Origin of the sequence: Nitrospira sp. (assembly GCA_029194535.1) — a bacterium.
Classification (GTDB): Bacteria; Nitrospirota; Nitrospiria; order Nitrospirales; family Nitrospiraceae; genus Nitrospira_C.
In genome coordinates this window covers 509,801-531,047 of sequence record JARFXR010000001.1, presented here as the reverse complement: position 1 = coordinate 531,047, position 21,247 = coordinate 509,801, and the positions used below count along the sequence as shown (strand labels likewise).

General features: G+C 60.8%; 20 protein-coding genes. 6 read left to right on the top strand and 14 right to left on the bottom strand.

Annotation, left to right across the window (positions count from 1 at the left end; all coding sequences use genetic code 11):
- Window positions 1–121: 121 nt before the first annotated feature.
- On the bottom strand, window positions 122–1,675 hold the full coding sequence (locus P0111_02450; GenBank protein ID MDF0642867.1) for a fused MFS/spermidine synthase: 1,554 nt from the start codon (window positions 1,673–1,675) through the stop codon (window positions 122–124).
- Between the two features lie 370 nt (window positions 1,676–2,045).
- Between P0111_02450 and P0111_02445 the strand changes: the two genes are divergently transcribed.
- Window positions 2,046–3,380, top strand: coding sequence for a UDP-glucose/GDP-mannose dehydrogenase family protein (locus P0111_02445; GenBank protein ID MDF0642866.1), 1,335 nt, complete (start codon window positions 2,046–2,048; stop codon window positions 3,378–3,380).
- Here the strand turns inward: P0111_02445 and P0111_02440 are convergent.
- From P0111_02440 to P0111_02410, 7 genes are all read right to left on the bottom strand, one after another.
- Window positions 3,377–4,084: a HEAT repeat domain-containing protein gene (locus P0111_02440; protein ID MDF0642865.1), complete on the bottom strand. Its 708-nt coding sequence runs from the start codon at window positions 4,082–4,084 to the stop codon at window positions 3,377–3,379. The two genes, P0111_02445 and P0111_02440, sit on opposite strands and share 4 nt — an antisense overlap.
- A gap of 80 nt (window positions 4,085–4,164) precedes the next feature.
- Window positions 4,165–4,929, bottom strand: a complete 765-nt coding sequence (locus P0111_02435) for a HEAT repeat domain-containing protein (GenBank protein ID MDF0642864.1) — start codon at window positions 4,927–4,929, stop codon at window positions 4,165–4,167.
- Window positions 4,922–6,019, bottom strand: a complete 1,098-nt coding sequence (locus P0111_02430; protein MDF0642863.1) for a HEAT repeat domain-containing protein — start codon at window positions 6,017–6,019, stop codon at window positions 4,922–4,924. The genes P0111_02435 and P0111_02430 overlap by 8 nt, the downstream gene beginning before the upstream one ends.
- A gap of 70 nt (window positions 6,020–6,089) precedes the next feature.
- Window positions 6,090–7,172, bottom strand: a complete 1,083-nt coding sequence (locus P0111_02425; GenBank protein ID MDF0642862.1) for a HEAT repeat domain-containing protein — start codon at window positions 7,170–7,172, stop codon at window positions 6,090–6,092.
- A 767-nt stretch (window positions 7,173–7,939) separates the two neighbouring features.
- Complete coding sequence (locus P0111_02420) at window positions 7,940–9,307, bottom strand: HEAT repeat domain-containing protein (GenBank protein ID MDF0642861.1); 1,368 nt, start codon at window positions 9,305–9,307, stop codon at window positions 7,940–7,942.
- Window positions 9,308–9,346: 39 nt separating this feature from the next.
- Window positions 9,347–9,796, bottom strand: coding sequence for a hypothetical protein (locus P0111_02415; protein MDF0642860.1), 450 nt, complete (start codon window positions 9,794–9,796; stop codon window positions 9,347–9,349).
- A gap of 4 nt (window positions 9,797–9,800) precedes the next feature.
- A complete protein-coding gene (locus tag P0111_02410) occupies window positions 9,801–10,814 on the bottom strand; it encodes an alkaline phosphatase family protein (GenBank protein ID MDF0642859.1) in 1,014 nt (337 codons plus the stop codon).
- A gap of 340 nt (window positions 10,815–11,154) precedes the next feature.
- Here P0111_02410 and P0111_02405 point away from each other — a divergent pair, with 340 nt between their 5' ends.
- The 3 genes from P0111_02405 to P0111_02395 all read left to right on the top strand — a co-directional run bounded on the left by P0111_02405 (window position 11,155) and on the right by P0111_02395 (window position 13,877).
- Window positions 11,155–11,784 (top strand): hypothetical protein, encoded by a 630-nt coding sequence (locus P0111_02405; GenBank protein MDF0642858.1) that lies wholly within the window; start codon window positions 11,155–11,157, stop codon window positions 11,782–11,784.
- A 56-nt stretch (window positions 11,785–11,840) separates the two neighbouring features.
- On the top strand, window positions 11,841–13,112 hold the full coding sequence (locus P0111_02400) for a hypothetical protein (protein ID MDF0642857.1): 1,272 nt from the start codon (window positions 11,841–11,843) through the stop codon (window positions 13,110–13,112).
- Window positions 13,113–13,463: 351 nt separating this feature from the next.
- Entirely contained in the window at window positions 13,464–13,877 is a 414-nt protein-coding gene (locus P0111_02395) for a hypothetical protein (GenBank protein MDF0642856.1), read from the top strand.
- 145 nt (window positions 13,878–14,022) lie between these two features.
- Here P0111_02395 and P0111_02390 read toward each other — a convergent pair whose 3' ends face one another.
- The 3 genes from P0111_02390 to P0111_02380 form a co-directional block, all read right to left on the bottom strand.
- Entirely contained in the window at window positions 14,023–14,280 is a 258-nt protein-coding gene (locus tag P0111_02390; GenBank protein ID MDF0642855.1) for a hypothetical protein, read from the bottom strand.
- Window positions 14,281–14,583: 303 nt separating this feature from the next.
- Window positions 14,584–17,241 carry a DNA polymerase I gene (polA, locus tag P0111_02385; protein ID MDF0642854.1) on the bottom strand — a complete coding sequence of 886 codons (2,658 nt, stop codon included), beginning with the start codon at window positions 17,239–17,241 and terminating at the stop codon, window positions 14,584–14,586.
- Window positions 17,242–17,325: 84 nt separating this feature from the next.
- The gene (locus P0111_02380) at window positions 17,326–17,757 is read right to left on the bottom strand and encodes a PGPGW domain-containing protein (protein MDF0642853.1); all 432 of its coding nucleotides are present in this window, start codon (window positions 17,755–17,757) and stop codon (window positions 17,326–17,328) included.
- A 97-nt stretch (window positions 17,758–17,854) separates the two neighbouring features.
- On the opposite strand from P0111_02380, the gene P0111_02375 reads away from it, so the two are divergent.
- Together P0111_02375 and P0111_02370 are read left to right on the top strand one after the other, a co-directional pair.
- Entirely contained in the window at window positions 17,855–18,211 is a 357-nt protein-coding gene (locus P0111_02375) for a hypothetical protein (protein ID MDF0642852.1), read from the top strand.
- A gap of 10 nt (window positions 18,212–18,221) precedes the next feature.
- Window positions 18,222–18,635: a hypothetical protein gene (locus tag P0111_02370; protein MDF0642851.1), complete on the top strand. Its 414-nt coding sequence runs from the start codon at window positions 18,222–18,224 to the stop codon at window positions 18,633–18,635.
- Window positions 18,636–18,713: 78 nt separating this feature from the next.
- Here the strand turns inward: P0111_02370 and P0111_02365 are convergent, their stop codons facing one another.
- From P0111_02365 to ftcD, 3 genes are all read right to left on the bottom strand, one after another.
- A complete protein-coding gene (locus P0111_02365) occupies window positions 18,714–19,301 on the bottom strand; it encodes an endonuclease III (GenBank protein ID MDF0642850.1) in 588 nt (195 codons plus the stop codon).
- Window positions 19,302–19,429: 128 nt separating this feature from the next.
- On the bottom strand, window positions 19,430–19,624 hold the full coding sequence (gene rpsU, locus P0111_02360; GenBank protein ID MDF0642849.1) for a 30S ribosomal protein S21: 195 nt from the start codon (window positions 19,622–19,624) through the stop codon (window positions 19,430–19,432).
- Window positions 19,534–21,207, bottom strand: coding sequence for a glutamate formimidoyltransferase (ftcD, locus tag P0111_02355; GenBank protein MDF0642848.1), 1,674 nt, complete (start codon window positions 21,205–21,207; stop codon window positions 19,534–19,536). Before ftcD ends, rpsU begins: the two co-directional genes overlap by 91 nt.
- Window positions 21,208–21,247 lie beyond the last annotated feature (40 nt).

Below are 21,247 nucleotides of genomic sequence, written 5' to 3'. Positions count from 1 at the left end.
TCATAGGGGGGAAAAGGGAAGCAAGAACGTTAATCAAGTAGTCTGACGAGACCACGACCAGGGAGACCGAGTGGTGTATCAACAGGGCAACCGCCCTAGATTCAAGGTTTTAATTGGTTGTTCACTCAACGCGACTCTCTTGGACGTTCGAACCGATCAGGAGGTCATACGGCGCATAATCGTCCGTGAGGATTACTCCCGGCCCCCAGGGCTCGGAGCGACGGGTGCTCAGGAGAGCGACTGATTCCGTAGGGAGGCGTTGGTGCTCAACCATGGCTGCGACTTTGGCCGCCAAATTCTCCGCGGTCTGACTCTCGATAGGCAGACCGGCGAAAAAAATGAGATTCTCAGCCTTCTTCAGTGACGGCCATGGACCTTTGACCGCATAGGTCTGGATCGTTGGAAATGACTCTCTCATGGTCTGTACCACCGCGCTGGCTCTGAGAACATCCCCTCCCTCTCCTGAGGAGGCCAGATTCACTGCCAGTACCCCGTTGGGTTTCAGATGCGCGCGTAGCGCCGCGAAAAATTCCTTGGTGGTCAAGTGGAAGGGAATCATATGGCGGGCGAACGCATCCACCCAGATCAGATCGTAAACCTCCTTCGTGCCGTTCAGAAACACCCGAGCATCGCGGGCATAGACATGGTGCTGAGGCGGCGCCTGATACGCGAAAAACTCCTCGGCCATCCGCACCACGACGGGGTCGAACTCCACCACGTCCAGTTCCAATCCGGGCCATCGATGAGCCAGCCACTTGGCGATGGACCCGCCGCCATGGCCGAAAATCAAGCTTCGCTTCGGCTCGGGCACCCAGGCCAAGGAGGCCACCATCAACTGGCTATAGGGAAGAAATAGCGTGATCGGTTCGGCCTTCCACATGACGGCGTGAAACGTTCGATCCAGTATCAGGTAGCGAAACAAATCGTCATCCCGAATACGAACCTGTTGGTAGGGGCTGTCCTCCTGGTAGACCGGAGCCTTGAGCATCTCGACAGGATTGATCGCGCCGACTCCAAGTCCGACCATGGCCAACGCCAACGTCCCGACGGTGAGCGATCCCGTCGCCGTGCCCGTGAGCAACCACCAGAACCCGAGCCCGACTTGAATGGCGCCCAACCACCCGACAAGCGCATGACTCCCGATCCAGGACAGGAAAAAAAATGCGGTACCCCAGGTTCCCGCCAAACTTCCTACGGTCGACAATGCGATCATCCGGCCCGTGTGACGACCAAGATAGGTGAGATCGGACACTGCCAGTCGCAACATCGCCGGCAGCACCCCGCTCAGTCCGAATGCAGGAGGCGCAAGCAGGAGCCCGGCCGCAGCACAGGGTCCCCAGCGAGGATCCTCGATCGCTGCCGCCACTTTGAACAACACCGGCTGACTCAGCCAGGCAATCAGAAAAGTCCATGCGCCGGAAAACAACAGCAGGCAGGCCAGTACTCTCGCGCCGCGGTATCGGTCGGACATCCAGCCGCCGAAAGCATAGCCACTGCTCATGGCGGCGAGTATGACTCCGATCAGCGCTCCCCAGACAAAGAGCGAATTGCCGAACACCGGCGCCAGCAAACGGCTGCCGAGTATTTCCAGCGCCATGACGACGGCGCCGGTGATGAAGGCGGTAAGCAGCAGGAACCAGCGAGGGATATGAGAGGAGTTATGCGACGACTTCATGCCGAACATTCAACGGACGAGAGAAGAATGGCATCGGGCTTCTTGGCCTTGCGAATCGAGGGCGCTCATACTACGCAGAGCCGCCCAAAGCTGTCAATGAATCGCCTGCCTGTCGCCGGACGGCTGACTTTCCGTTCGTGGGTCTGGTTGCCATCAGCCGCACTGAAGTTTGTCCTTCCCGCGGTAGCGGGAATCCGGTCAAGGCCTTCTCCTCAGCATTGAGTCTGGATCGAGCAGCGGATGCCCGCCTTCCGGGGCATGACGCAACAGGAACCCACTCACTACCAACTTTCCGGCATACGTTGCCCGCTCGCAGGAAGAAAGTTATACTCCATTTCGTCTCGGAATCACCGCTGATGGAGGAGAGGACATGCAGATCAGTGTCATCGGAACGGGATACGTCGGGCTGGTCACGGGAGCCTGTTTTGCTGAATTCGGCGTCAATGTCCTATGCATGGACACGGACGCAAAACGGATCGCTCGGCTGGAGAAGGGCGACGTGCCGTTCTATGAGCCAGGCATCACCGAACTCGTCGCCAAGGGAATCGGTCAGAGCCGATTAAGTTTTACGAACGATCTGACACGAGCTGTTGATCATGGGCAGGTTATCTTCATCGCCGTAGGCACCCCCCCGAAACAGGACGGATCGGCCGATCTCTCTTATGTCGAGGAGGTCGGCCGAGGCATCGCTCGAACCATGACGTCTTACAAGGTCATCGTGACGAAATCGACCGTCCCCGTCGGCACGGGAGAGTTGCTCAAGAAGGTGATCAGCGCGAACCAGCCCAAAAAGGTCTTGTTCGATGTGGCCTCGAACCCGGAATTTCTCCGGGAAGGATCAGCCATCGAGGATTTCATGCGTCCCAACCGGGTCGTCATCGGCGCCGAGAGCGAGCAAGCGGCGAGCGTGATGAAGGATCTGTATCGGCCCCTCTATCTTATTGAGACGCCCTTCGTGGTCACCGATGTTCCGACCGCGGAAATGATCAAATACGCGTCGAACGCCTTCTTGGCGACAAAAATCTCGTTCATCAATGAAATCGCCACCCTGTGTGAGCGGGTCGGAGCTGATGTCCAGATGGTGTCGAAAGGAATGGGCTTGGATCACCGCATCGGGTCCAAGTTTCTGCACGCCGGCCCGGGATTCGGGGGATCCTGTTTTCCCAAAGACCTGGCCGCGTTGGTGCAGATGGGAGACCGAGCCGGCTATCCGATGCAGATTGCCAGTGCAGCCGCCACGGTCAACTCGCAGCAACGGGAACGCATGATCGAAAAAATCGCGGCTGCGCTCGGTATGACCAAGGGTTCGACGATCGCCATGCTTGGGCTTTCCTTCAAGCCGAACACCAACGACCTGCGCGAGGCGCCGGCGCTGGCCATCGCCCAGGCACTGATGCAATCGGGAGCCAGCCTGCGCGGCTACGACCCGGCCGCGCTCGAAGAAGCGGCGCACACGCTGCCGGGCCTGATTCCCTGCAAGGATCCTTATGACGCAGCGACCGGAGCGGATGCGCTGATTTTGATGACTGAATGGAATGAGTTCAGGAATCTCGACTTCGTGAAGCTGAAGACCATCATGCGGAAACCGGTGCTCATCGATCTCCGCAATGTCTATGAGTCGAGCCGGGTCACGAGCTTTGGATTCCACCACATTTCGGTGGGACGAGCACCCAAGGAGCCCGCCGGCCAGGCGAATAACGGCTAGGTGAGGCGGGGCACCTCGGCCTTCTCCTCTTCCTTCGCTTTCGGCTTGTATCCCATTCGATCCAACACCTTCAAGATGCGCGTTTTCAATCGATCGTCAGCCTCCACCAGAGCGGTGGCCAGCGGCTCGACCGCCGGTTTGCCGATTTTGCGGATGATCTCGGTCACGGACTGGCGCAGTTCATCTTCCTCGGAGACAAGCAGCGGCACAAGCGAAGAGACTGCCGCCCCTCCGAGCTTGATCAGCGAATCATAGGCACGCTGCCGGACATCCCCGACCTCGTCCGTCAATGCGTCCACCAGAGGCCTGACCGCCCGTGCCTCCTTCAGCTCTCCCAACACCTCCGCCGCATACTTTCTGTTGAGCCAGTGACTGTCCTTCAAATCGAGCAGCATGGCGTCAGCGCGGGCCGCGGTGGGATCTTTCGGGCGGATGCGAAAGCCCTTCGCGACACGCCGGCCGCCTTCTTCGATGACGCGGATCGTGGCGCCGTCTCCGACCTTCAGCTGCTTGAGTTCTTCCAGCGCCTCCTCGTCGACGTCCAGAAGCACGGTCTTGCCGTCATAGGCCAAGAGCTCCACTTCGACCTGTTTGGCCTCGGGATTGACCGCGACGACCCGTTCCGTGACGAGATTGAACCCGTCCTTCTTGGCCCCACCCTTGGGACCGATCTGAATCAATTTCACCGGAGCTTCATCCGCCATGATGTATATCCTTTGCTCGGGAGTGGAGGTTCACAGATTGTCCTGCGTATCTGCACCGTCGAGGGTGACCCGGTACGGGGCTAGGAGACCGATTTCCACCCCAGGCTTGCCAGTACCCCTTCCACGGTTTCTTGCACCATCGTATTTTCGTCTTCGAGCAGAGGAAGCAACGGGTCGATCGCCTGTTTCGCCCCCAGACGCGCAAGCGATTCGGCCGCATTCCTCCGCACCAACCAGTCCTCGTCCTTTAACGATTCGATCAGGGGGCCGACTCCGCGCTGATCACCGATTTTTCCCAGTGCCTCGGCCGCATGACGCCGTACCATCCAATTGTTGCCCAGCAACCCCTCGATGAGCGCGTCGACCGCCCTCGAATCCCCGATCTTCTTCAAGACACGCGCGACATCTTCCCGCAACGTGCTGTCCGTGAGCGCGTCCACCAAGCCCGGAACCGCGCGGGAATCGCCGATGCGCTCAAGCGCCCACACCGCAGCCGTCCGGACGGCGCCGTCTTTGTCCTTGAGCGCCTTCACCAAGGGTTCGACCCCGCGGGGATCTTTCAGCTTGCCCAGTCCCGAGGCCGCCTGCTCTCGAATCGCCCATTCGTCGTCTTCAACCGCATCGATCAGCCGCCCGACGGCGGCTGGCCCGATCCGAACCACCGCGGTCGTGGCGGCCTCCCGAATCAACACGTCCTCGTCGGCCATGAGTCCGATCAACGGACCGATCGCTTCCTCTCCCACCTGGCTCAAGCTCGCGATCGCATGGTCCCTCAGCGCTTCGTTGTCGTCCCGCAGCGCGCTGATCAATTGTTCGATCCGATCCGGCTGGTTCCCTTCAGTCATGGCTCTGTCCTTCCTGGCCTTCGGCAGGTGCGGCGGTCAGCGCTTCCAGCTTGTCGGAGATCAACCCGGCATTGTACGCCACCAGGCCGTCACGATCCGTCCGCAGTCGATCGAAGAGATCCTTGTGAGGCCGCAAGACTTCGACGTCTTTGATTTTCGCGAGCGCCTCCATCGCATAGACGCGCAGAGGCCTGATCGGAATGGCTTCCAGATACAGGGTTGTGGGACGCGCGTCACCGATGAGCCCGAGTGCCTTGATGGCCAGCTCCTTCACTCCCGTATCTTTGTCGTGCTGGAGTCGCCGCATCAGAGGCTCGACCGCCCGCACGTCCGCGATCTTTCCGAGCAAATCCGCCGCGGCTTCGCGTACCAGCCAATCCTCATCTTCGAGGTATTCGATCAGGATCTCCACCGCCGGGCGGCCGATCCCGAGCAGGTCCACCACCGTCGCCATCCGAGCCTCTTCCCGCTCACTGGCGCCCTCGACGTTCCGCAATACATTGAACGTCTCGTCGATCCGCTCCCGGATGGCGCCAAGCTTTCTCAGCGTGCCGGCCGCAATGTCGCGGACTGCAGGCTGGCCCATTGCATCGATGAACGCATCGACGGATCGAGGATCCAGCAAGTGATCCAGCATCAACGCGGCGGTCACCTGTGCTTCGGGATCGGAATGTTTCATCATCTGGCATAGGGGCACGACGGCGGTCGGAATCGCTCCAACCAGATGGGTGACGAGGCGCTTGGTTTCTCCTCCCTCGGTTTTTGGAAGTAGCGCAACCAACGCGGTCGCGGTCTCCGTATCGAGCACGCCGGCCATCTGTTCCAGCGCCGTGGCGCCCGACTTTCGCACGGCTTCCTCTCCGTCCTCCAGCAAGCCGACCAATGCCACACCGGCATGCGGGTCCTTGATCCGGGCCAACATCGCCGCTGCCTCCTGTTTCAACGCGGGAGGTCCAGAATGTAAGGCTTCGACGAGGGCCTGTACCGCCTTCGGACCTCCCGCCAAGCAGGCCGCCGTCGCCCGCATGCGCCGCCAATCTTCCTCGTGGATCAGTTCGGCGACGAGCGTTTCAATACTTTCCTTCGACATATCAAACCACGACCCTCGGCGGCCCGGTGCGTCGCTTCTCCGGGCATCCCTGCACGGACTTGACCATGTCCTACACGCGACCCGGCCTCCAGCCGACCTTCGTCAAGGTTTCGTTCACGTGAAAGCGGAGATTGTCATCCGTCTCCTGCGACAGGAACGTCAGCAGCGGAGCGATGACCTTGGCCCCGAAGCATGCCAATGAGCCGGCGGCCTCTGCTCTCGTCATCGTATGGCGCAAGGCCTTGATCAGCGAGGGAATGGCGGCATCGTTCCCCAGAGCGCCGAGCGCCCGCGCCGCAGCCCCCATCGTCACCATTTCCTCGTTCCAGTTGTCTCCGCAGCCGGCGATGACGCGTGAGTCTGCTGGCTGATCGGCGCCTTCCAACACTTTGATCAACACCGGCACCGCGCGCGGATCTCGGATCTGACCCAGAGCTTCCACGGCCAGCAGGCGCAGCCCCGATTCTTTCATGACCATCATCAGGAATTCGACCGCGCGGCCGTCCCCGATCTGACCCAGGGCCCGTACGATATCTTCCCGAACCGCCGCATCGCGATCATTGAACAGCGCCGACAACAACGGCTCGACCGCCGCCGGCGACTTCATCTTCCCCAGCGCTTCCACCGCATGGAGGCGGACCAACCAATCGGTGTCTCCCAGTGCCGCGAGCAGCGAAGGGATGGCCGCATCCCCGATGACGACCAGCGCCGCCGTCGTTTCTTCGCGAACCGCCTTTACCTTGTCCTGCAGCAGCGGGATCAACGGATCGATGGCCTCCGGATTCTTCATGCGGCCCACGGCCTTGGCCGCGTGCATCCGGACGATCCAATCCTTGTTACCGAGTGCGGCCAGCAGCGGGGCCAGGACCCGCTCATCGGCGATGCAAGCCAGCACGGCAGACGCGGCTTCCTGTACCGCCAGATGGGGATCCGAAAGACAGAGCCCGAGAGCCGGCACTGAAGGCGCCCCGATGGCGGTCAACGCCCCGATCGCCGCCTCGCGCACCGCGCGATCCGAGTCCCGCAACATCGACACCAACGGCACCACGGCGCGCGGATCTCGCAGCGTTCCCAGCATCGCGGCGGCTTCCTCGCGAATAGCCCAATCCCCGTCTTTGAGCGCCGCGATCTGCTCGGCAACCGCATCGGCCATTGTTGTTCCTCTTGCGAATCAGTGAGCCTAACACAGGCATTTTCGCAGGGTCAACGGAACCGCGCAGGAGGTAGTGGGTCGGTTTCCTCTTGCGTCATGCTCGCGAAGGCGGGCATCCAGTCCTCGATCACGACTAACTGCTGAAGAGAAGGTCTTGACTGGATTCCCGCTTCCGCGAGAATGACAGACTTCAGTGCGTCTGGATGGCAACCTGACCCACTGCCGGACCGGACGGTTCGAACAATCTCTGAAGCACGGCGGCCATCGGGGGCTACCTCCGGAGCGCGGGTCGTGCCGGCAACAATATTGAGATCATCGACACGCTGAGTAAAGTGTCGGTTTGGACGATCTGGTCTCCGAGGGGAACCACGACCAGGCTCCGGATCTGACGGATGTCGCTCCGGACAACCAATACGTCTTCTAGGTCTTTGTGGGACTGCGAGGCCCCAGTCCGTTGACCGGGAACGACAAGACCGCCGACAACGCCGAGGGAACGATCCCCGGCGTTACGGTGATCCACGTCGATGCGAGAGGAACGGTCGGTCCCTACGAGGGGACAAGCTACCATCACGAACATGAAGGACGGAAAGAAGACGCCCGACACAGACGGCATCGCCGTGAGGCAGCAGCATCAGGCTCGTATAGTCGGAGGTCCGAAGACGCCCACCCGGCGTGATTGCAGAGGGGACGAAAGCCTGCGACGTCCGTGCAATCTCGCGGCGTGAGCGTCGTTATGTCTGCGCCGAAGGAGTGGCGGGGAGCAGCGTTCAGCTGCTGCCTTTGGCAAAATCTCCCGACGGTCCGAACCTGCCGCCGACCCCAAGCGGGAGATCGACCCGCGCATTGTCCACGTTGCTGGAATCGACCGCCGAATCTTCCTGAGGCAAGGTCCACCCGAGCTTCTCCAGCGTCTCCATCACCAGTTGCCGCAACGCATCTTTGGCGCTGAGACGGACCGACGCATAAGACAGGACTCGTTCGCCCTCCGACGCGACCTCGGACGCCTTCGGGTCGTATAGGAAGGCGATCAAGGGTTCGATGGCGGTGTCGCCGATCGCGGCCAGTGCCGCGCTGGCCTTCTCGCGCAACACACCGTCCTTCAGCAACATGATCAAATCGGGGATGACCCGGGGATCGCGAAACTGTCCCAATGCCGTGGCGGCCGCTTCTTTAATGAACGCGTCCTCGCTGACGATGCACCCGGGAGTCGGCGTGCCGTCCTGTCGGATCCCCTTTCCTTTCAGCGCATCGAGCACAGGAGGGAGGGCTCGTGGGTCGCCGATCATGCCGAGCGACGCGATCGCATGCCGTTTGACCGCTCCATCCTTCATCGCCTCGATCAGCGCATCGATCGCGCGAGGATCGCCGATCATGCCGAGCGCGATAGTCGCATCCTCGCGCACGGCGCGGTCCGCATCCTTGAGGGCAGCGATGAGGGCCTCGACGACCTTGGGCTCCCTCACCCAGGTCCTGCCGATTTGGTAGTCGGTCGTCATACCGCCCAAGGCGCGCGCCGCGTGACAGCGGACGACAAAATCCTTATCGGCAAAACATGCGATGAGCGGATCCACGGACGGCGGCCCGATATAGACGAGCGCGGTTCCCGCTGTCTCTCGGACGATCTTGGACGTGTCGCGGAACAGCTTGATCAGGGCGGGGACGGCTTTCGGATCGCCGATCTTTCCCAGAGCCTCCGCTCCGGCACTCTTCACGGCTCCGTCGCGGTCACGGCAGGCGACCATCAAGGCGTCGACGGCTCTGGGATCCCGAATTTCACCGCACGTCTTGGCTGCATGCTCTCGGACACGCCACCGCTCGTCCTTCAACCCCGTAAGCATCCGATCCAGCACGGCGGCTCCCATGCGGGCGGCCGATTCCACGGCTTGGTTGCGCACTTCCATGATGGGATCGTCGAACAGAGTCACCAGCGCCTCGACGGCCTTTTGACCGCCGAGCTTCGCGATCCCGCAAGCGGCGTGGGCGCGAACGGACCAGTATTCGTCACTACAGGCGCCGATCAGCGCCTCCAAGCCCTTGGGATCGGCCAACTCCGCCAAGGCCTTCGCCGCTTCCTCGCGCGTGGCGTCGTCCACGTCTTCGAGCGCATCCAAGAGCAATTCTAATGTCTGAGCCATGACGATTCCTCTATCCCACGGGTGCGGAAAGGTGCTTCGTTAGTACTTGTAATCGGGCTCTCCCCCGTGCGGATACGTCCGTTTACAGCGTACAAGCAATGTTTGCGTACCACGCCCACCCACGCACTGGTCCAGGGATGCCGCGAACTCGATCTTCCCTTCCAGATTGACCGAGAACGGAAAATCAAACGTAAAACTCACGAACTTATACTTCCCCGGCTTCAGCGCCAGCGTCCGCTTGTCCGTCGTCTTGTACGCGTCCATCGATTCCGGATCCGAATTGTAGATCGACGGCGTAACGCCGGGGACCTGCCACCAGGACGGAGGATCCAACACGGTCGCGTCGATTGTGATCGGATGCTCGGTCGTGTACGCCGCCGGCGGTCCGGCCTCTCCCACGGCACACCATAGCACCACACCTCCCGTCAGGCTCGAGAGCCATCCTATGCCGAGACCACGCTTCGCGCTGATAGTCGCGGGGCACGTCATCGTGTTACTGAGGTACGCTCGAATTCGGCTCGGCCGGGATGAAGGCATATTGGAAAATTTCTTCTACCGAGCGGCTCTCCCATTCCGTATGGGTTTGCAACCCGAGGCTGCGCATCACCGTCGCCCCCGTATCGATGATCGACACGGGCTGATGAATGGCGTGCCCCTGCTTGATGCCAACTCCGGAGGCGATCCAGGGAACGACCGGGGTCACGCCGTCTGCTTCTTTCTGACTCGCGTCCCTGCCTTCCTCGCTCAACGACGTAACGAATATGGTCGTACGTTTCAAGAGCCCCTGCTCCTTGTACAGGTCGAGAACGGAGGCCATCGCTTTGTCCACCGTCCGCAGCGCTTCGCGATATTCCTTCGATTCCCAACCGCGGGCCGCGCCGACCCGACCGGCTTCCGGAAGATGCACGACCAAGAAATGCGGCAGCGACAGGATCGCATGACCGTACCCGTGGCCGCTGGTCGCCTTCTTAAAATACTGCTTGATATAGGACACCAGTCGATCCGGGTTACACTCCGGCTTCAGCGGTCCACACATCTGATAGTCGGTATACGGCTCCGGCCTGGCGAGCTGATAGAGGGCCTCGTCCATGAAAAAGATCGCGCTGTCGCGGCCGCCGCTCAGGTCGAGATAGTCGAAGACGCTGGGAGCCCGCGGGTAACCGCGACTGAACTCAAACACATTCCATGTAATGCCGTGTTTTTCGACGGGCATGCCGGTGATCAACGACGCCATGGTCGGCAGGCGCAGCGCCGGCTTGACCGAGGTCGCAGACCACGTCACCGAGCCTTCCTTAACCAGGCGGTTCAGGGTCGGCATCGTGCCGCCTGTGAGCGAATGGTGACTGAACCCTTCCAGCACGAACAGGATCACGTGTTCGGTGAGTGGGGCGGGTGGAGGCGTTCCCGGCACCAGGGATGCTCCTGAGGGCTTCGAGGTTGCGGAAGCCGTTTCAAGAACGAACAACGCTAGCGCGACACCGATCAAGAGGATTCGCGGGTAGGACATGATGCGAGTTTCGCCTCCTGAGACTCAAAAAATGAAAATCGTACCTTAGCATGCGAAATTTCAGGAAGGCAAGCCGCCGAGTCGGGCGCCGGGATTCCGGCGGCACGGCTTTCCTAACGGGCGTGCGGATGTTATGCTCAACACGTTCGGTGCCTCCTGACGCTTCCTCTCCCATGATCCGCAAGTCCGCATGATCGGGGTGACGCTATGACCGCTCGCCCAACGCGCTGGCCTCCTCGATTCTCCCTCTGCATGTTCTCCGTTCTCGCCGCCCCCATCATCATGCCCCCTCCGGCGCCGGGCGAAATCCGACTGGTCGTGTCACAAGGGGAACTTCGGATTGGAGACCGGGACACGAGGGACGCATTGGAATGGCTCGGTATTCGAACCGTCGCTCCGGCAGCTCGAAGCGGCGGCAACGGGAGGTAAGGCGGCGATGGGAAACAGGCCGGTATGCCTGGTCGGAATCTTCAGCCTCGTGGCCTGGGCCGTCCTATGGCCGGTAGAAGCTGCTGCGCTCGACCAGGACGAGGTCCGATCCCAAGCCGAACAATCGCTCAGTCGCCTCCCGCCGCCGACCGTCCCGGCCCCGCCACGCGGCAACCAGAAATCCACGTACCCTCCGGACCAGTACCTGATCGGCACCGGTCAAGGCGACATGGCCAAGGGACCGAGCGTGTGCCGGCGAGTATCGGAACTGTCGGCGCGGACTGAAATCGCCAAACAGATCCGCATCTTGGTAAAGGAACACATGGTGGACCGCTTGCGAGAACGGAGCGGCCATGAGGCCGATCAAGACATCGAGCTCACTCGCGAGGAAATCGCAGAGGAATACCTTCAAGGCGTGATGATCGTGGACCGGCAGATCGACGAAGCCTCCCACACCTGCACCGCCACCGCTGTCATGTCGAAAAAATATCTGCGGCCCCCTCCGACGCATTCTGAGTCCTCGCCGACCTTCTCCCGCTGAGAGGCGTGACCTTCGCACGTTGCACTTCGGTCTCCTCTTGGGGTAGATAGCTGCCCATGCCCATCGAGAACAATTTTCAGCACGACGAACTGTCGCGCAAGAGCCCCGGAACCAGACTGGCGACCGTCGACTTGACGACCGCGCCGGCACCGGAGACTCCGGCCTGGACGGAGACGATGGCCGAACAGGGTGCATACCTTGCCCAGGCAGGGGTGAGGGCCATTCTGTTCGTGCACGGCTCGATCCACGGAACGGACCTTTTTGGCATGCAGCGACTAGATCAGGTCGGCGGTCTCAAGCGAGGCTATTCGCGCGGCGTCTCCGGGCTCGATGCCTTGCTTGCCGCTATGCGCCCGGAAAGCAACGGTATCCCGCCTCTTCCTAATGGCCTCATTCTCCCACTCCGCGACGATGCTCCGACCCGGCACGTACTCGACCACCAGGTCAAAGACGCCGGAAATTTCACAGAAGCCGACGTCAATCTCTACGCCAAGGCCGTCAACCGGTCGGTCGCAGACTCCATCTCGTGCCACCGTCAACTGTGGGCCTCGGAACACCATCATCTAGGCCGCGCCATTGCCGCGGTCCGCCTGCTCGACTCGTTGCGAACACTCGCGATGCAACAGCGTCTGACCACTGGACACCGCGTGCTGATCCAGGCGCACGGACAGGCCGGATTGGTCCTCGCGCTGACATCGAATCTCCTTTGTCCGAGTCCCGTCACGGGACGGCCCGCATTGCTCGGGATTCTCTCCGGCTATGCCGCACAGGCCGGGCTAGCGGATGTTGCGGCCGCGATCACCCGAATAGGGCCGCACCTCGAATCAGGCTCCTTCTTGAACGGCGCGACGGTGGACGTCGTGACGTTCGGAACCCCGGTCCGGTACGGCTGGGACCCGTCAGGTCTAGGAGCCCTCCTGCACGTGGTGAATCACCGCAATCTGCGGACCGATGGCAAAGGCTGGCTTTCAAAAATGGAACTGCCCCAGATCACCATGGAAATGCCGATTGCATGGGGAGGCGATTATGTGCAAGCGCTCGCCGTCGCGGGCAGCGATGCGTTGCCGTCGACGGAATTGGCGACCGGCGCCAACAAGGCGATTTGGGAGTTGGTTGAGCCCTACGACGGGTTCGAGCGGTGGCTTGAATGTGCACGCCGGGCGGTGCGCTTTCCTGCCGAAGGGCGATGTCTGCTGGTTGATTACAAGGATTCCTCGGGCTCGACCAATCCGCGGGATCATTACTATGGCCACGCGGCCTATACGCATCGCGATGCGATGCTCTTCAACACCGCGCAGATTGTGAAGCTCCTGTACGGTTCGCCCTAGCTGCGTCAGCCGAACGACATTCTAGACATACCTTTGTCTCTCCCAGGATCGTCGCATCGTCCTTCCGACTTGAAACCCCCTGAACATTTTCGGGCTGTAAGTGTCGTTTTTCGAAGGTCTCGCCGGCCCGATCGCAACGCGTGACGACAGCCCCTCTGCAACCCGTTGAATTTATTTTTAACCTTACGGGACGCTACTGATCGTCCCGGGCCCGAAGTTTGCTCCTCTCGCGTCCGGCTTTTTTGCAGGCCGGAAGGGAGGGGGCATGACGGGATAGCCAGCGATCAACGGGCTCGAAGGACGTTCCGTTCACGTTTTTCTTTATCATTCATCATCTATGGAGGACAGGGAATGCGTGGTGTGAATACTGTTTCACGGTTCATCGGCTCAGCAATCACGTTGACGCTCTTGCTCGCATTCACCAACCCGGCGGCACAAGCTGCGCCGGCTCGAGCCGCAAAGGATGGGGGCGAACGCACCAAAGCAGTGGCTTTGGCGGCGCGCTATCTGCAAGGACCCGGGTTTGCCGACCCAATGCTGGCCGCCGAAACCGTACCGGATGCGTCATTGAGCGTCGAAGTGGATCACAAGGGTTGGGCCCGGATGGATCGGGAACAAAAGATGGACTTTCTCGATCGAATCAACGGTGGTGCGCTCCGCGCCAACGGCGGCGTCTCGATCGACATTCATGTCTCGATGAACGGCAGCAAAGTCGCGACATCGATGTTCTCTTCAGGTCAACAAGTCATGCGGTTGGTCGACTGACACAGTCCTCTGGCGGCCTGCGTGGAGTGGGGCCCGAGCCCCCCTCCGCGTGCCGGCCACCGGTCTGAGCACATTTCACGGATTAGAAGACGAGGAATTGCAGTCACGGCCCGACTTGTCGGCGAGCGTCGAGCGCGGCGCCCGGCTATTTCTTAAAGATCAGCTTCGGGGACGTGAGGTTCCCGGCGCTCACTGCGACCAACTCCCATCCTCCATTCCCGAACTCGTTCAAGGCTTGCTGCATGGAATCCGTGTCGTGCAACACCTCGACGATGCGATATTGGAATCGCTTTGTCTCCTGCGCCCTCACCGAAAACGGCTGCCACAGCACCTGCATTGTCAATGTGGCAAACAGGCTAGCTGCGACCGAAATCGCGACGATAGAAAGTCGATCCCGATTCATAGATCCTCCTATTTGTCGTTGGTTTCAGACAAGCACCATCCACCAGGCTTTCGCGTTCCGCTCACGCCCTCCCTCTGCCTCTTCGGGTACGGCAACCCCGATCTGCGTTGCGGCTTGCGTTGAGGATCGGACACCACTGGGGCCGAACAGACGCGACCAGCCACCAGGCTGGCGATGCCGATATTCGAAGCTCCATGCCAGCGCAGCTTGGAATGACGCAAGTATCGGCATCCGGCGGAGGAGCGCCTTAGCGTGGTCGAGCTGAAAGGCGGAGCGGAGTAGACAGGCTTGCTGTATTCCGCTTCACGGATGGGCCGCTCGCCAATTCCTGCCCGCCCCTAGATCAACTTTCAGCGGCACCGACAGGCCGAGTGCCCTCCCGACCCCTTCCATCTCGCTCTTGACCAGGCGCTTGGCTTCATCCACTGCTTGTTCCGGAACCTCAAAGATCAATTCATCGTGGACCTGAAGAATCATCTTGGTATGCGGCAGCTCCTTATGAACTCTCCGGTGCACGTTGATCATGGCGACCTTGATCAGGTCGGCGGCGGATCCTTGAATCGGGCTGTTCACGGCCATACGTTCGCCGAAGCTGCGCTGGATTGGATCACTGCTCTGAAGCTCAGGAATGGGCCGGCGGCGGCCGAGGATCGTCGTCGTGTAGCCCTTTTCCTTGCCCTCCGCGATGTTCCGGTCCATGAGCGCCCGCACCGCCGCGAACTTCTCAAAAAACGTTTCGATGTATTTCTTCGCCTCGGCCTGCGATACACCGATATTCTGCGACAGCCCGAAGGGGCTGATGCCGTAGACGATGCCGAAGACCACAGTCTTGGCGACACGCCGCATGTCGCGTGTGATCTGACCGGCCGGTAGATTGAAGATCTCCATGGCGGTCGCCATGTGGATATCTTCCCCCTTGGTGAATACGCTGATCAAGCGGGGATCCTGTGACAGGTGCGCGAGAATGCGCGGCTCGATCTGGCTGTAGTCGGCGCAGAGCAGTTCATGGCCCTTCGGTGCGATGAAGGCTTCGCGGATGCGAAGACCATAGTCGCCCTTGACCGGAATGTTTTGGAGGTTCGGATCCGTAGAGGACAGCCGGCCAGTTGCGGCGACCGTCTGGTTGAGCGAGGTGTGCAGCCGCTTGGTCTCCGGATTGACCAATTCGGGCAAGGCATCAACATACGTGGACTTCAGCTTGCTGAGGCTCCGATAGTTCAAGATCTGCTGGGGTAATTCGTGTTGTATCGCCAGTTGCGAGAGAGTATCTTCGTCCGTCGAGTAGCCTGTCTTGGTCTTGCGGATCGGTTTCAACCCGAGCTGTTCGAACAAGACGGTCGCCAATTGCTTGGGAGAGTTGATGTTGAACGCGCCGCCGGCCAGTCCGGCGATGGTCTCCATCATCCGGTCGAGTTCCCGTTCCAATTCCTTGCTCAACTCGTGCAGACCTTCGACGTCCAACAAGAATCCGTTCCGTTCGATTTCCACCAGCACCGGGACAAGCGGCATTTCAACGTCCTGAAACAGTTTGAAACTTCCCTGTTCCGACAGACGTTCGGTCAGGACAGGACCGAGACCCGCCAACGCCGACGCGGCTTCCGCCGTCTCTTCACGCGATCCCGTTTCGGCATCGAACAGACTCCGCGGGACCGCTTTCTGTTCCTTCCCCTGTCCGAGGCGATGATTCAACACTTCCAAGGCCACGGTTTCAAGTTGATGGTCGCGGCGGTTCGGGTTGAGAAGGTAATCCGCAACCATCGCGTCGAAATACGGCCCGGCAAGGGGTACTCCAATCCGGTGAAAGGCCAGCAGCGTCGCCTTCAGATCATGGACGATCTTGGTTCTCGCGCCGTCATGCAGCAGGGCTGTAATGGGTCTCATGTAGGCATGGACCTCGAGCGGAATGAACGCGGTCATCCCTCCTGCGGAAAGCGCCATCCCCTGCATCGAAGCGTTCACTCCTGTTCCGCGCGATAGGAGACAACGCACCCCGAGAGGGCTTTCCTTCGGCAGGTCCCTGACAAATTGTTCGGCAGCCTGCTCGTCCTCGATGACCTGAGTCTCCGCCGCCCTCGCGGCAACCGGTTCGGACGGCGACGGCAACGATTTCAACAGCGTCGTGAATTCCAGCTCGCGAAAGAGATCAGCGAGCCGGTCCGTCTGCGGCTCCTGCAACCGATAGGTGGTCGGATCAAATCGTACTGGGGAATCAATCTGGATGGTCGCAAGCCGACGGCTGAGGCGCGCATTCTCTGCCTGCTCGATAAGCATCGTCCTGGTCCGCGGCGGCGTCACTTCTTCAACCCGTCGCAGCAGATCCTCGATCGTCCCGAACTGCGCGATCAGTTTGATCGCCGTTTTCTCGCCGATTCCCTTCACGCCGGGAATGTTGTCCGTACTGTCTCCCATCAGTCCCATCACTTCGACGACGCGAGACGGCTCGACACCGAACCGCTCGAGGCACTCCGCTTCGCCGGACCATTTGTTCTTGACCGGGTCGAAGATGCGGGTGTGCGGAGTCAACAATTGAAACATGTCTTTGTCGCCCGTCACGATCACCACGTCGTAGCCGGCATGTTCGGCTTGGCGCGCCAGCGTCCCGATCAGGTCGTCGGCTTCATAGCCGGCCTCCCGGACGACGGGGATCGAGAACGCCTCGACAAGGCGGTGGATGTAGGGCACCTGGGTCTGCATTCCTTCCGGCATCGGCGGTCGCTGGGCCTTGTATGCCTTGAATTCCGCATGCCGAATCGTCGGACCCCTTTCATCGAATGCCACAGCGAGTCCGTCCGGTTTGTGCTCGCGGATGATCTTCGTCAGCGTCGTCGTGAAACCGTAGATCGCGTTCGTCTGGAAGCCTTTCGAATTGTTCAACGGAGGCAGGGCAAAGAACGCGCGATAGACGTAGGCGCTGCCGTCGATCAGATAGAGCACTCGGCGTCGTTGGTCCGTAGAAATCATGGCCGGCCAGGCTCCGCGTTCACTCCCGTGGCAGTTTCCCCTCCCGCCCCTGCCGGGCAGCTGCGGCAGCTGGGAGGGCTCACATTACGAGTCCGGAGCGAGCACAAGCGGAGGTTTCTCGAATTTCCGGCGCATCGCATTGATGGCCCCCAGAATGGTCGGTTGACCGATCAATTTGGCTTCCACCCTGCGCTTACCCGGAAAATCGAGCATGGAGATACCGATCAACATCGTGAGGATGCCCTGCCCCGGCAGGAACAACATCAAAAACCCCACGAAAACGAACACGGCACCCAGGACGTTCTTGACGAGATGGCCCGCCATGCGAAGCACGGGATGATGATTTTCCATCCAGGGTCGAGGCACCCGGACATCGAAATAGTCCGCCGGAAGGCGCACCAGGATGAACGGAATGGCGATGAGTGTACCGACAAAAAACACCAGCGAGAGGACCGTCAACGCGATCAATGTGTCCGTCGAGACGACCTGCCCCACCGTCGAAAGGAGCCAATCCATGGGGTCGGCATCCTAACACGCGACCTACGGGCACTCAAGCCGATGAGCCGCGCGGGCCCGTGTTTACTGCATGCGACACGGACGCTATAATTCCTGCATGCCGATCATCGCACTCGTGCAGAGCCAGCATTGGTCACGCCCGGCGGTGTTGCTATGTTTTCTGACCGCTTTCCTCGTTCCAACATATGCCTGCGCCGGGCCTGATGAACTCCAGATCGAGATCACGAAGAAGGGGCTCGGCAAGGAAGTCGTCATCACCCAGGGGACGCGCGAGTGGTACATGCTCGTGGAGGTGACGCCGGAAAATACGGTGGTCGTCAGGCAGGAAAAGGAGCAGGACCGTTATCTGGTGGATGAAAGCGAGACGCACGACCGGCCGCTCGCTCCGATCGAAGTGGAGGGCGCGATCACGGACTACATCAACAGTGTGAAAGCTCGCGCGCAGAAGAAATAGTCGTGCTGCGATGAAGCCCAAGTTCGTCCTCTTCGCCCATAGCGCCACGTACGACAAGCTGCATCAGGTCGCCACCCTCGGCCTGACCGCCGCGGCAATGGGAAAGGACGTCATCGTCATCCTGTTGTTCTGGACCATCAAGAAGCTGGCCGAAGGCCAGATCGACCGGCTGGATTTCCCTCCCGAATATGGCGCATCCGCCGGAGAGGTGGCTCGTCTCCTGGAAGCAAAGCAAGTCCCAAAAGTCTCTCAAATGTTTCAAGAAGCCAAGCTTGTGGGACAGTTCCGCCTGATCGCCTGCAGCGCCGGATTGGAATACATGGCCGTCGACGGAGCAGCGGTGGCGAAGCACGTCGACGAGGTCATGGGGCTTCCGGCACTCATCTCCCTCACGGCCGACGCGGAAACGAAGCTCTTCATCTGAACGCGTCGCTCGGATCACGCCGTTCGTATCTCGTAAAGTAACGGGTTCTTCCGTCGCTTCACGAGAGGGGCTTCAGGCTCAGCGACTTCTCGTCACTCCGGCCTGATCGCAACAGTCGATTAACTTGCAGCGGCTGCAGAAGGGCGACACCGGCTGGCAGAGGTTCTGCCCATAGGGAACCAGCAAATCGTTGAACGTCATCCAGTAGGGCTTCGGCAGCTTTCTTCGCAGTACCTGCTCGGTCTCATCGGGCATGCGCGTCTTCACATAGCCCCACCGATTGGTAATGCGGTGAACGTGAATGTCCACACAGATCCCAGGCTTTCGGTACCCCACCGTCACCACGAGATTGGCGGTCTTGCGGCCTACGCCAGACAGGGTCAGTAGCTCGTCGATGGAATCGGGAACGATTCCGCCGTAGACGTCGATGAGACGGCGACAGATGAGACGGATGGATTTGGCTTTCGTCCGATAGAACCCCACCGGGTAGATGGCTTTCTGAATCTCCGCCAGCGGCAGGGACAACATGGACGCAGGGGTATGGGCGAGGGTGAACAAGCGCCCACTGGCTTCGCTTGTGGTCTTATCCTTGGTGCGCAGGCTCAGGAGGCAGGAGATTAAAATGCGGAAAGGGTCACGATCCGATTCGCGCGCCACTACCCCCACGACCGGCTCCTGCCATCGGCGCACCTCACGCCTGACAATGGCCATTGCCGCATGGATTTGGTCCTGACGCATCCGAAACGGGGAGGAGCGGGACGGCAGGCCCGATCAAGACATGATAGGGAGAATGTCTATTCCGGCTTCCGCTTCGACAGCCACTTTTGCCGGCGCCGTTGCGCCTCGCGCTGCTTGGCTTTCTTCCGGACGCTCGGCTTCTCATAGTAACGCCGCCGCTTCAGTTCCCGGAAAAGCCCCTCGCCCGCGAGCTTTTTCTTGGCGACCTTGAGGGCCTTTTCAACGTTGTTATTGAAGACCTTGATTTCCATTCGCGTCGCTTCTGTGCTTTCTCAGGCCGTGCCTGTGCTGATTTTTCCCTAGTGACAGACCGATCAGACGGAGGAGTGTAGCATAGCCTCCGCAGTTCCTCAAGACGGATTGCAACCCGACGGATCCGGCTGTGGACCGATCGTAGAAGTTTATGATTTTGTTGATATCGTACGTTATCTCGAACAATACAGAGACCGGCTTCTCCGGCAGCCAGACATAACAGACCACCGACCGTCGCATCGGCCTGCACCCTCGCCTTGACGTATTTCCGGCCGATGTGAAGCCGCCTCCCCGCTAGTCCCGCCAGCTCGGCAATTTGCAAGGGGACCTCAGTCGCACGGTGCAGAGCGGCAGCCAGTCTGGCGGAACGTCGCGGATCGGATGCCGGGAGTCTCGAAGCCTGAAGGTACTTCCCGTAGGCGACCCCGTCGGCCTGCGCCAATCTCCCCAGCCGCTTGGCGAGGGAGTGGAGACGCGCCGCATCGCCGCGCCGACGGCTCAGTCTCGCCCCCATAATTCCCAGCGAGACGGCACAGGCCGCGACCAGAGCCGATACCGAGGCCCCGGCCGGACTGGGCGTGGCCGCCGCAATCGCGTCCAATAGTTGCGCGACGGAGAGGCGTCGAAGGTCCGTACCCGGCTGATGGTTCGTAGCCGCGGCCGAACTCGAGGATGCCCCGAAGGCCGACTCGACTTTCCTCTCTAGAATAAGCGAACGATCAAACGCTTCAAGACGGAGTGCATCGGCGGCGGTATCGACGAGCGCCTTCTCAGGGACCAGCCCCACGATTTCGCTGTCGGCCACGGGCACCGCATGCAGGGAAGCCAGGGCCTGCACGGCTTCGAATGCCACATGGATCGGCGTCACACGATAGTCGGTCAGATTCATGGCCACCTGCACCATGCGACGGCTGGGGAGGTCGACCCCAATCGCCTTGACGTGCGCCATGCCACCGTTCGACTGGCGGACCGTCCGGGCGATGGACCGGGCGACTTCAAGGTTCGACGATTGCAGATTGACGTTGAAGGCGATCAACGGAGGCCTGGCACCGATGGCGATCGCTCCCGCGGTCCGGTGGGGCGCGGCCGGCCCGAAGTCCGGGCGCCAGCCAGGATCGGATCGCATCCGACTCGCGAGCCCCTTCACGCCTCCCCGGCGTATCGATTCGAGCGGCGCGCGGTCCGGACTGGCAGCCGCCTGCTCATAGAGAAATACGGGGATCCCCAATTGTCGACCCACCAGCTCTCCGAGCCGCCGGGCCAGCTGCACGCAGTCCTGCGCCGAAACGCCCCTGGCCGGAACAAAGGGCACGACGTCCGTGGCACCGATCCGCGGATGCACGCCATCATGCTTGCGCAGGTCGATCAGATCGGTCGCCACCTGGATGACACGAAACGCCGCGTCGGCCGCCGCATCCGGTTCGCCCACAAACGTGAGGACCGACCGGTGGTGGTCCGGATCCATCGTCCAGTCCAACAGCGCCACACCCGGCACCGATTGCACCGCCCGGATCAAGGCGCGGACGGTCGTTCTGTTCCGTCCCTCGCTGAAGTTCGGCACACAGGTCACAAGGTGGTCCACAGCCCGCTCCTCTTCCAATAAAAAAAGCCGGAGGAATGAC

What these genes read in the sequence shown, in the direction of transcription:
- P0111_02410 (MDF0642859.1), bottom strand. Translation starts at nt 10,814, where the DNA reads ATGTCCTACCCGCGAATCCTCTTGATCGGTGTCGCGCTAGCGTTGTTC.
- P0111_02420 (MDF0642861.1), bottom strand. Translation starts at nt 9,307, where the DNA reads ATGGCTCAGACATTAGAATTGCTCTTGGATGCGCTCGAAGACGTGGAC.
- P0111_02425 (MDF0642862.1), bottom strand. Translation starts at nt 7,172, where the DNA reads ATGGCCGATGCGGTTGCCGAGCAGATCGCGGCGCTCAAAGACGGGGAT.
- P0111_02415 (MDF0642860.1), bottom strand. Translation starts at nt 9,796, where the DNA reads ATGACGTGCCCCGCGACTATCAGCGCGAAGCGTGGTCTCGGCATAGGA.
- P0111_02395 (MDF0642856.1), top strand. Translation starts at nt 13,464, where the DNA reads ATGCGTGGTGTGAATACTGTTTCACGGTTCATCGGCTCAGCAATCACG.
- rpsU (MDF0642849.1), bottom strand. Translation starts at nt 19,624, where the DNA reads ATGGAAATCAAGGTCTTCAATAACAACGTTGAAAAGGCCCTCAAGGTC.
- polA (MDF0642854.1), bottom strand. Translation starts at nt 17,241, where the DNA reads ATGATTTCTACGGACCAACGACGCCGAGTGCTCTATCTGATCGACGGC.
- P0111_02380 (MDF0642853.1), bottom strand. Translation starts at nt 17,757, where the DNA reads ATGGATTGGCTCCTTTCGACGGTGGGGCAGGTCGTCTCGACGGACACA.
- P0111_02430 (MDF0642863.1), bottom strand. Translation starts at nt 6,019, where the DNA reads ATGTCGAAGGAAAGTATTGAAACGCTCGTCGCCGAACTGATCCACGAG.
- P0111_02390 (MDF0642855.1), bottom strand. Translation starts at nt 14,280, where the DNA reads ATGAATCGGGATCGACTTTCTATCGTCGCGATTTCGGTCGCAGCTAGC.
- P0111_02370 (MDF0642851.1), top strand. Translation starts at nt 18,222, where the DNA reads ATGAAGCCCAAGTTCGTCCTCTTCGCCCATAGCGCCACGTACGACAAG.
- P0111_02440 (MDF0642865.1), bottom strand. Translation starts at nt 4,084, where the DNA reads ATGGCGGATGAAGCTCCGGTGAAATTGATTCAGATCGGTCCCAAGGGT.
- P0111_02445 (MDF0642866.1), top strand. Translation starts at nt 2,046, where the DNA reads ATGCAGATCAGTGTCATCGGAACGGGATACGTCGGGCTGGTCACGGGA.
- P0111_02375 (MDF0642852.1), top strand. Translation starts at nt 17,855, where the DNA reads ATGCCGATCATCGCACTCGTGCAGAGCCAGCATTGGTCACGCCCGGCG.
- P0111_02450 (MDF0642867.1), bottom strand. Translation starts at nt 1,675, where the DNA reads ATGAAGTCGTCGCATAACTCCTCTCATATCCCTCGCTGGTTCCTGCTG.
- P0111_02400 (MDF0642857.1), top strand. Translation starts at nt 11,841, where the DNA reads ATGCCCATCGAGAACAATTTTCAGCACGACGAACTGTCGCGCAAGAGC.
- P0111_02435 (MDF0642864.1), bottom strand. Translation starts at nt 4,929, where the DNA reads ATGACTGAAGGGAACCAGCCGGATCGGATCGAACAATTGATCAGCGCG.